The organism is Gordonia sp. SCSIO 19800 (genome assembly GCF_018132775.1).
Taxonomy (GTDB): domain Bacteria; phylum Actinomycetota; class Actinomycetes; order Mycobacteriales; family Mycobacteriaceae; genus Gordonia; species Gordonia hongkongensis.
In genome coordinates this window covers 1-9,463 of record NZ_JAGRQM010000045.1, presented here as the reverse complement: position 1 = coordinate 9,463, position 9,463 = coordinate 1, and the positions used below count along the sequence as shown (strand labels likewise).

Annotated in this window: 5 protein-coding genes; 2 read left to right on the top strand and 3 right to left on the bottom strand. The window is 63.9% G+C overall.

Annotation, left to right across the window (positions count from 1 at the left end; all coding sequences use genetic code 11):
• The first annotated feature begins 47 nt into the window (after positions 1–47).
• Together KB201_RS24520 and KB201_RS24515 are read left to right on the top strand one after the other, a co-directional pair.
• On the top strand, positions 48–422 hold the full coding sequence (locus KB201_RS24520; RefSeq protein WP_307848133.1) for a DUF6766 family protein: 375 nt from the start codon (positions 48–50) through the stop codon (positions 420–422).
• 548 nt (positions 423–970) lie between these two features.
• A complete protein-coding gene (locus KB201_RS24515) occupies positions 971–1,675 on the top strand; it encodes a GAF and ANTAR domain-containing protein (protein ID WP_211540877.1) in 705 nt (234 codons plus the stop codon).
• 420 nt (positions 1,676–2,095) lie between these two features.
• Here KB201_RS24515 and KB201_RS24510 read toward each other — a convergent pair whose 3' ends face one another.
• The 3 genes from KB201_RS24510 to KB201_RS24500 all read right to left on the bottom strand — a co-directional run bounded on the left by KB201_RS24510 (position 2,096) and on the right by KB201_RS24500 (position 7,786).
• The gene (locus KB201_RS24510; RefSeq protein WP_211540874.1) at positions 2,096–4,597 is read right to left on the bottom strand and encodes a helicase C-terminal domain-containing protein; all 2,502 of its coding nucleotides are present in this window, start codon (positions 4,595–4,597) and stop codon (positions 2,096–2,098) included.
• A gap of 82 nt (positions 4,598–4,679) precedes the next feature.
• A complete protein-coding gene (locus KB201_RS24505; RefSeq protein WP_211540872.1) occupies positions 4,680–6,092 on the bottom strand; it encodes a hypothetical protein in 1,413 nt (470 codons plus the stop codon).
• Positions 6,089–7,786 (bottom strand): SIR2 family protein, encoded by a 1,698-nt coding sequence (locus tag KB201_RS24500; protein WP_211540869.1) that lies wholly within the window; start codon positions 7,784–7,786, stop codon positions 6,089–6,091. The genes KB201_RS24505 and KB201_RS24500 overlap by 4 nt, the downstream gene beginning before the upstream one ends.
• Between the last annotated feature and the right edge of the window lie 1,677 nt (positions 7,787–9,463).

The following is a 9,463-nucleotide window of genomic DNA, read 5'->3' as shown; positions in this document are numbered from 1 at the left end:
TTGTCGTCTAACGCCATGCTCATAGATTGTCCTCTCACTGATGAGCACTGGACTTACACAGACCATCTGACACCCCCATCGGTTCCGGGGCCCCGTGGCCCGTCCAGCGCGGGGGGTGGGTGCTCAAAATCTACGAAAATTCCCTCGCCATTGCATTCTTTGCTCTGTTCTTTGCATCCATGGCCTTGCATGCCGTCGGCGGCGCACGCGCCTACAGCGCCGAGCAGCAGCAACACGGGGAGGCGGCCGTGTCGGTATGGCGCTACCTGAGCACCTCGCAGTTCTGGTTTGAGTCGATGCAGAACTGGCAGAGCGAGTTCATCGCCGTGGCCGCCATCGTCGTCCTGTCAGTCTTCCTCCGGCAACGCAACTCAGCCGAATCGAAACCGGTCGCCGACCCGCACACCGACACCGGCTCGTAACCAGAGGAGTGGCCGCAGAAGAGATGGGCAAACGACTAGACAGGTTGTGAGGCGCACCCCAGCGTCTTCATACTGTTTCGGCACGGTGATCACGTCATCGACATCCGAACGCAGCTTCGCAACAACGACTTTCGAGTGATCATGACGTGGGGATATGACCTTCCCCGAACTCAGGTGGCCCGCTGACGCCCAGCCGGTCAGCCACACACTCGACCGGGCAGAAGAGAAGGCTCGCGCAGTACACCTACTGAGGAGAAAATCGGCGTCCGGGCTGGTGTCTCAACCCGGACACCTAAGCCGGCCGCCGCGCAGGGCGTGGGCACGACCTGCCGCCGACGGTACAGCAGTGTCCCCCGGCACCGGAACGTCGCGAGCTGAGGTGCGCCGACGTCTGACGCAAACGGATGGGGTGTACGGTCGGCTCTAAGGCGCTACACAACCTGCAGCTACTCGGCGGCAGGAGACCGCGCCCCGCACCTTCCACCGGCGCCCGTCGACGGCCCGCACGCTATCCGTCGGCTCCACGTCAGAAACGACTGGAGCACACCATGCCGCCTCAGGCACACAACGAAAACGTCGACATCGCCGCACAACTGGCCGAACTCGCCCAGCAATCAGCTGCTGTGCACTCCCTCGACGAACTCTTGCTCACGGTGACCACCGCCGCAGTCAAACTCATCACTGGCGTCGACGCCGCCGACGTGCTGGTCATCGACAAACGCAAAACGTTTCGATCCCACGCCCCCACAAACGATCTGCCTGTCCGGCTCGACGAGTTGCAACAGAACACCGGTCAGGGACCCTGTGTGGACGCCGCCCTCGGTCACACTGTCGTCCGCGCCGACGACCTGACCCAAGAGACACGCTGGCCGGATTTCTCCCCGCAGGCCGTCGAAGCCGGCGTGCAGAGTCTCCTGTCGTACAAGCTGTACACCGGCAACGGCACACTAGGCGCTCTCAACCTCTTCGGTCTGCGCGCCAACGCTTTCGACGACAACGACGAAGAACTCGGCCTCATGCTCGCAACACACTGCGCGGTCGCATTGAACGGGATCAAACAGCAAGAGCAATTCACCTCAGCGCTGGCCAGCCGCGACATCATCGGGCAGGCCAAAGGCATGATCATGGAGCGATTCAGCCTCGACGCTGTCGAAGCCTTCCGTCTGCTGACAAAACTGTCTCAGGACAACAACATTCCAGTGACCACGGTCGCCGCCCAACTCGTCGAAGCCGATCACCCCCGCAAGCACTGAGGAAACGAACCAGAGAGGTTTGGCGTCGCACCCCCGGCGAACAGACCCCCTTCGCGTACGCAAACCGGGCAGGTCGCAGGGTCGGCGTTAACTGCGGGTCGTGCGGCGGTGCTCGGTCGGCGGTACGCGAGTCCGCGCCAGCCCGCTAATTATGTCAGCAACGCGTCGTGGCACATGTCCCCCAAGCGTTTTGAAATGCCGATAATTTACCTTATGACGTATTTGCCGTTGAGTGACCGATCCGCCGTCAGAGGTAGGGCGGAGGATTGCCCGTTCTGTTGTCGCCGGCTCGTCGCGCAGCCTGGCGCCGAACTCGGTGCGCGTTCGAAGCGCCGGCTCCCTGGGTTCCTCCACCATCACGAAACATGATGTCAGTCAGCACTACGGGCCGGTCGGGGCTTTCCCCTACCCGCGCGGGGATCAGGTGTCGCGCAGCGCTGGCGATGTGAACTTGTTGGTGAAGTCCTGGGCCGTGAGTCCGAGCGATGCGAGCAACCGTCCGACGCCGGCCGCATCGCGGAAGGTGTCGGCATCGGCAAGCGCGGTCGCGTAGGCATGGATGGCGTCACGGAGGGAGTCCAGCTTATCCTTGGTGACGATCCGGCAGCCGGTTGGGACAGCGGCCTTCTTGTCGAACATGGCGCGAGCGTGCACCAGCACCGGGGTCGCGGTCGTCTTTGTGCCGTACGTCTGGCGGAACCAGTCCATCGCGTTGGACAGCTGCTCAGCGTGCTTCTTGTAGACCGGGTGGGACTGCTTGACTTCGTTCTTTGCTTCGATGACGTGGAAGGACCCGCTTGTCAGAGCCCACAGGTTGTCGGGCCCCCGGCCGGTGTCGCGCTCGGGACGTTGGCCAGCGAAGCCGAGGTGGTCGGCCAGGTCGTGCCATGCTTGCTCGAAGGCGTCCGCGCGCACGCCCCACGACAGGTCACTCAATAGCGCATTGATGCCGATTAGCAGCTCGTTCCCCGAGGCGTAGCGCTGCTGCAGGCTGGCGGACGCCGCCGCGCCTTGCTCCAACGTCGGCGCCGACAGCTTCTCGTACTCGACGCCGTCCATGGGCCGCAAGACGCTGCGGTTCTTGCGGTTGGCTGACTTCTGGGTTTGCTGAGCACGCGCGGGGTTGATGTGGTGCTCGTAGGCCGCGTACTGCTGCAGGACGTAGCCACTCTCGGCTGGGCCGTCCGCAGCGTTGATCGCTTCCTGCATGGCTGACAGCGCATCGGTGAAGTCTCCGGCGATGGCATGCTCGAACGCTTCGCGGCTGGCGACCGACAGCTCACTGACATTGGCCTGCCCGTATCGCAAGGGAGCGAGGGTGGCGCGGCTGACTGCCATCCAGTCGGGATCGCGGTTGAGGCACTGGAGGGCGGCCTCTTTCAGCGCATCGAGACCGGTGCCCTCCAGCTGCGCGGCGACCTGCTCTGAGAGCTCAAGCTGGGCACGAGTTGCCGGGGAGAAGCAATCGCGAGCTCCGGTGCCGTGCAGGCGCTCTGCCAGTCGGTTGCCGAGCAGGAAGACAACGCAGTGGTCGTCGTTGGAACGTGTTGCGCGGCCCATGCCTTGTTCGAGGCGCTGCACTTGCCGTGCGACCAGCAGCTCGGACCCTGCGAGTTGCGCCTGGTCGACTCGTTCGGTTCCTGACATGGCCTCAGGGAGGCCGTCAACCACGAGCACGTGACAGGCATTGCCGGGCAAATCCACTCCGTCGTACCGGTTGATGAGCACGACCAGGCCCAGGCTGGGATCCTGGCGCAGCTGGTCGATGCCCCACGTCAGCGTGTCCTTTTCCAGAACAAATTTCGCGTACGGCTGCCAATAGGCGGCCCGACGCAGGCTCGGCACGATGACAACGACGTTGCGGGTGGCGGCGAGTTCGACGATGAGGTCCCGGATTTCATCGTGGGCTGCTGTCGGGTGCGTCTGCTGTGGAACGAGGATCAGACGGTCACCGATATCGCCGGCACTGGCCGGCGTGATCGGATCTGCTATCGCTGCCGGTTCGGCGCCCAGGTGGCTGGCCAGAATGCCGTCGTCGGCGAGCGTTGCTGTCAGATAGATGCGACGTTCGGCTTGGTCGAACCCTGTGACGATTCCGGAGGGCAGGCATGGCGCTTCGATCTCCAGCGCGCCGGAGGTGAAGACTGCGCGGGAGATCGGCAGGGCATCGGCGATGAGCGGCCATGAGAACTGGTAGTCGTCTTCGGCCGCCAGGGACTGCAGGGTGGTGATGACCTCACGCTGCTTCTCGGCCCAGGACCAGTAGGGGACCTGTTGGACACCGCCGCTCGACTTGGCTTCGAGCGCGAGAAATCCTGCAGGTGATTGGTCCTCGAGTGCCGGCGCGAAAAGAGTCAGCAGTTTGTCGTACACATCGTGCGTGCTAGGAATAGTGAGTCGGAAGGCCTGCTCAGCCTTGTTCAGGCATGCGTGTGCGTCATCGATGATCACTGTGTGTGGGCGTCGGGCAGAGGGGGATCGCCCAGCGCTGCCACCGACCCCGAAGACCGATCTGCCGTTGAACAGCTTCTGGAAGGTGTCGACCAGGATTGCCGACCCCTGGGAGTAGGCGAAGGCCTTGGGGTCGTTTACGACTGGGATGCCGAGCCTGCCGGCTTCGGCGATAACTTGGTCGACCAGGTAATTGTCCGGGACCAGGTAGGCGACTGGGCCCTTCCCCTCGGCCAGGGAGCTCTTGGCAATGAGGAGGCCAACGACGGTCTTACCGCCGCCGGTGTTGAGCTTGACCACAACGTCCCGCTGGTTTTTACGAGCGAACCACTTCTCCAGGACTTGGTCCTGGGGGCCACGGAGGAAGTTCATGCCGGGCGGCTTGGTGGGAAGCGCGTTGAAGATGTCGCGCGGGTCGATGAGTGCATCGGCCGCGCGCGATTGGTTCAGCGCTCCGAAGTTGATTGCCATGGTCAGTTACCTCCTGCCCCAATGGTCTCAGGACTCCTGACGTAGGCGCAGGGGGTTTTGCGACCGCCAGGATTCGCAGTGCCTACATGAACAGTCGGTACGGGTAAGCAGCGTCCGGGAGGCCGCTGGTGTGGCCGATGACGCGAGCGAGCGTTTGGGAATATTTAATCGTTACCGGCAGCGGATCGTAGAGGGCGTCGTTGTTCCAGTCCATCTTCGTCAGCGCCAAGACGTCGTCCGCGGTGCGTTCCAAGGGGCCTGATCCGGCGTCTCTGGTCACCAGGAGAGGACTCGGGATGCTCTTCGCGCCTTGGTAGAAGTTTCCGTTTCCGGACGCAAGTCCTGGTGCGGTGCCGTTGACGTAGAGCAGTCCGTCTCGACCGGAGACGAACTGGAGGGTGCCGCGCTGGACTGGCCAGTTCGCCGGCTTGCTCGGGCCTTGGCCTGGGTTCGCTTCGACGAGGTGAACACCTCGCCAGGGTGTGCTGGCCTGCACTCGGACGCACTCGATCTCTTCGCAGGCATCCCAGGCGTCGAAGACGCCGTCGACCTCTTCGTCGCGGAATCGAGTGGTCTTGTGGACGACGATCCGGTTGGGCAGATTGCCAGCGTGCCGGTCTTGGTAGAGACGGACGCTGCGACTCATGACGGCGCGCATCTGGTCGCGGGTGAGGTGAGGGTTATCCAGGTCGAGGCCTTGACCGACGTCGTAGGCGACGAAGTCCATGCCGCCACCGTCAGCGTCGAACACCTGAGAGCAGCACGTCACGAAGCCGTCGGCCGTGCCGCCTCGGATAGCATAAGACAGGCCAACGTAGGCCACGTCGGCGTCGTCGGATCGGTGGAGGCGCCATGGGGTCCCGCCAGCTTTGGCGTACAGAGCCATAGAGAGGCGCCAGCTTAGGCTGCACGGGTGCTTGAAGCTCAGGGCTCGGTCTTCCCACACGATCTGGGTGGGAAGACCGAGCGGTGCGGCGAATGCCTTTAGCTGGTCGTGTAGGTCGAATGCGCCGTCCGCCGATACCTTCCACTGGCGCCATGCTGCGGGCAGAGCGATGACCAGCACGTCCCAGTCGGATCGCGTCGCTGCCAGTTGTCTGACGGCGGGCGCCAGTGCCGCCGCGATCGCGTTGTGCGGATCCGGAGCATTGGCGAGAGAGGAATCCAGCTGTACTTCGGAGCCGTCGGCGGGGCGAAGGCCGACCCCGTAAACCTGCTTGAATCCCGGATACGGCGGGACGTACTTCCGCCTATCCGTGGGTTGGTGCTGACTCAGCAACCTACCGAGGAACTGCCTGGTCCGCGCGTAGAGCGCGGTCGTGGTAATGAGGGCGAAGCGGACATCCGCCGAACCAAAGGAGTCACGACTGTAGGGGCCGTGTGTTTGGAGCCCGAGGAGAGGATGCTTGCTAATGCCGCCGGCTCCGAACAGCAGCGACGGCTCGGCAAGGAGCCGATGCGGCGGCAGCAGGCTGCCCACGACTTGGGTGCTCACATTGCCTCCCTGCTGTACGCCGTCGTCTTCCCAAGCAAGAACGTTCCACCGACCAAGTCCCGCTCGGTCAAGGCTGACGGCAGCACCGGGACCTGGGTCCGCGCCTGCGGTGCGAGCGCCCTGGCCCACGCATCAATGATCAATGCCCAGCGCTCGTTGCGCCGGGCGACCCAGCGTTCCTTGCGCCAGGCTGATGCGGGATCCCCCAGGCCCTTCATCCGGTCGCCCTGCGGGAGCGCTGAGACCCAGGTCCTCGGCACGAACAAAAGCCACAGCACGCCGAGACGCCACTCCAGCGACAGCTCAACCGACTCGGCGAAGCGACGGGGCTTCCCGTCGACCCCACGCCCGAGGTTCATCGGGCACTGACCGGTTAATGGATCGCCATAGGCATTCGCCAGCAGCGCGCGCACGTGCGCCTGCCGCTCGCTGTCGGGGCGGTCGGTACGCTCAGGCGTCACGATTAGGCGGTGACCGGAATCGCGGACGCGCGCCTGGACAGGCAGACCGCGTGCCAACCCACGGGCGAGTGCCTCATAGACCAGAGCACGCTCAGCGGTCGCAGCGCCCTGCGCCAGCGGGTTGATATCGCACTGCTCGATCTGACCGTCTAGGTTAAGTGCGGTATTGAGCAACGACGGGCTTCCCAGCGCGAGCACTTGACGCCCAGTCGTTACGGCGGCACCGCGCCAGTGGGCCTCCCTGAGTGCCTTGCGGATCTCGACTCGATCCGGCGCCGTCGCCAGAGTCGCTCGCAGTGCCTGACTCGGTGCTTCGAGCACCGGTAGCGCATTCATGCGCAGTGCCGGAAGCGATCCCCGATCGTGCTGGGGGAACCCGCTGTCGGTGATGCGCGGCTTGGCTTGCAGATTGTCGACGTAGCCGCGCAGGCTGTCGGGAAGCTCTGCTTGGCGCCCGAGTGCTCCAAGCGTCTCGTCAAAGGTCTCGATCTTGACGAAGTAGGCGGCGACCCCGCTCAACTCGCATGCAGCGAACAGCTCCTTGACGGGGGCTAGAAGGGACTCCGGGCGGCGTCCCATCCACCACAGACCGGCCGGGAAGGCGCCGTCGGTCGCAACGGCATCCTTGAGCATCTCCATCACACTGGCGTCACGGCCGCTGTAGCCCATGACAGCTAGTCCGAAGCGGCGGCTGGCGTCCAGCACCGCTTGGCGCATCTTAGTGTCCTGCGCCAGCAACTCGGACTCAAGATTCTTCAGCTCACGGTCACGGAAGTCGCCATGGAGCTTGAAGAGGAAGGGAAAGTCATCGTCACTCAGTGCCAGATTGGCTTGCCCTGGGTTGCCGAGATCGGCGACGCCCAACCGACTACGAGCGCTGTCGTTCAGAGCGACTTGCGCTTGCTCAACTGCCTTCTCAAGAAGGTCATCGAAGTTGGTCGTGACCAGTAAGTCTGACAAGCCAGCGGCAACGAGGGCGCCCAAGATCCGTTGCCCGAACGACGGTGACCTTGCTTCGAAGAGTGATCGCAGATGCCGGCGTCGCGATGTCGCATCGGGCAGCGCCAGTTGGAACGCAACGCTATAGGCCGACGGATCGTTGAGCGCTGGCATCCCGTTGCGGCCGTCGTAGTAGTCGCGGATCCGCTCGACGTCGCGGGCCTCGGCGAGTGAGAGCGACTGGCGGACGAGGTGATGAGCATCGGCATACATCCGTAGCAGCAGATCCATCATGACGTGGTCCGCGGTCGGCACCCTGGCCGCGGCACTCGCGCCAGCGCCCAGTAGCCAGCCGACCTTAGAGCCCTGCACTGCCCACTGGCGTGCGAAGGTCCCGAGATCGACAACCTGAAGCGACACTGCTCGGACACCTCCTGCCAGGTTTCGTGAATCTGATCGAGCGGTCGACGGCCCCGAACTTCTGACAGTCAGCCAAACCACTTTGCCACGGAAGCATGAAAGGATCCGTGAGAAGCGCCCGAGGGAAGTCGACGCGGCGCCAAGGGCCTCGATCCGCGCCACCAATCCAGGGCGGCGGGCTGGGCGCTCCCAAGGCTTCCGCATCCGACCCCGTGCGCGCGCAGTGCAGCCATCCCGGTGTCTGCCGTGGTCCCTTACTTGGTGGCGATTTGAGCCAGCGACCAACCTTCGTCGTATAACCGCGGCGGTCTAGGCGTACCCGGAGACCAGAACCCACCGCGACCGTCCCCGCAACCGACTCAATAGCCACGGCTGCCACGCCGCGCGGCCTCGTTTCCCATAGACCGAAACCCAACAGGCTTCCCGCCTCGATCTGCGTTATGTCAGATCAACATGGAAATACGCTGGGCCCCAAGCAATTCCCATATGCCGATAATAGATATTATGACATGTCTACAGGTCACGGGTGAGGAATGCCCCTCTTGCTGTCGTTGTCACTCACCATCATCTTTCCTCCTGGACCTGAATTGAGTCCGTTGGACAGCTGGAGCCAGGCCAGTTGCCGCGCCAGGCACCACTGACTCGATCCGCGCACCTGATGCGCGCACCCGCAGGGACACCCCCTCGGGCGCGGCCGTGTATGGGCGTCCCGAGGTCGGATCGAAGCGCACCATGTCGACGACAACGTGCCTGGGCGGGTCGAAGACCCGCAGTGTCCGCCTCGTCAGGCCGCACAGCTGGCGAGTTCCAAGCCTTCTGCCTTGCCCTCATCGAGAACGCGGACGTCGAAGAGGTCACCGCACAGTTCCGGGTTGAGGAGCGGTTCCTAGACAGCTCCACACCTCACTCGGAGGTCTTCCCTATGTCACGGCGACTCGCCGAACCCCGTACCTAACGTCCCGGGTCAGTACAGCTAGCAAGGTTCGCCAGGTAGTCATCCGCCAACCTCCGCTGAATCCGATGGGAGGGCGGCTCGCCCTTCTTCGACTTGGCCCGCCGCATGACGTGTCGCAGCAGTATCAGCGCTGGCTGGATCGTCGGTGTCGCACTGGGTCTTGCGGTAATCGCGTCAGCGGTGTGGTTGCTGTTCTCCGCTACCTTGGCGGGATGATGAGTTCTTACCGCGCCGGCCAATGAGACTCGGACCGCTCTGCGCCGGTCTAATCGTCGCTGTCTCGCTGATCCCAGCTGGCTGTAGCGACGGCGAGGACTCCGTATCGAGCACGGACCATCGGTCGTCCGCGGCGCCACTGTCCGTCACAACGATTGCCACTCCCCCGCCTCCTGAGTGGATCGGAGACCGTAGCTGCGGGGTGGCCTGGGGACCAGACGGCATCCTGGACATCGTGGCGCTGAGCCCAGGCGTTGACTGCGCACCCGCCAAGCGTGCCGCCGACACCTACATGTCCAGTGTTGTCCATGGCCGTGAGAAAGTCCCCATTGGTGGCCAGGTCGAGGTCCCCGCTGGTGGCCAGATAAAAGTCCCCACCC

Bases quoted from the DNA above. Each gene is read 5' to 3' on its own strand.
- KB201_RS24515 (WP_211540877.1), top strand. From the start codon at position 971: ATGCCGCCTCAGGCACACAACGAAAACGTCGACATCGCCGCACAACTG.
- KB201_RS24510 (WP_211540874.1), bottom strand. From the start codon at position 4,597: ATGGCAATCAACTTCGGAGCGCTGAACCAATCGCGCGCGGCCGATGCA.
- KB201_RS24500 (WP_211540869.1), bottom strand. From the start codon at position 7,786: ATGATGGATCTGCTGCTACGGATGTATGCCGATGCTCATCACCTCGTC.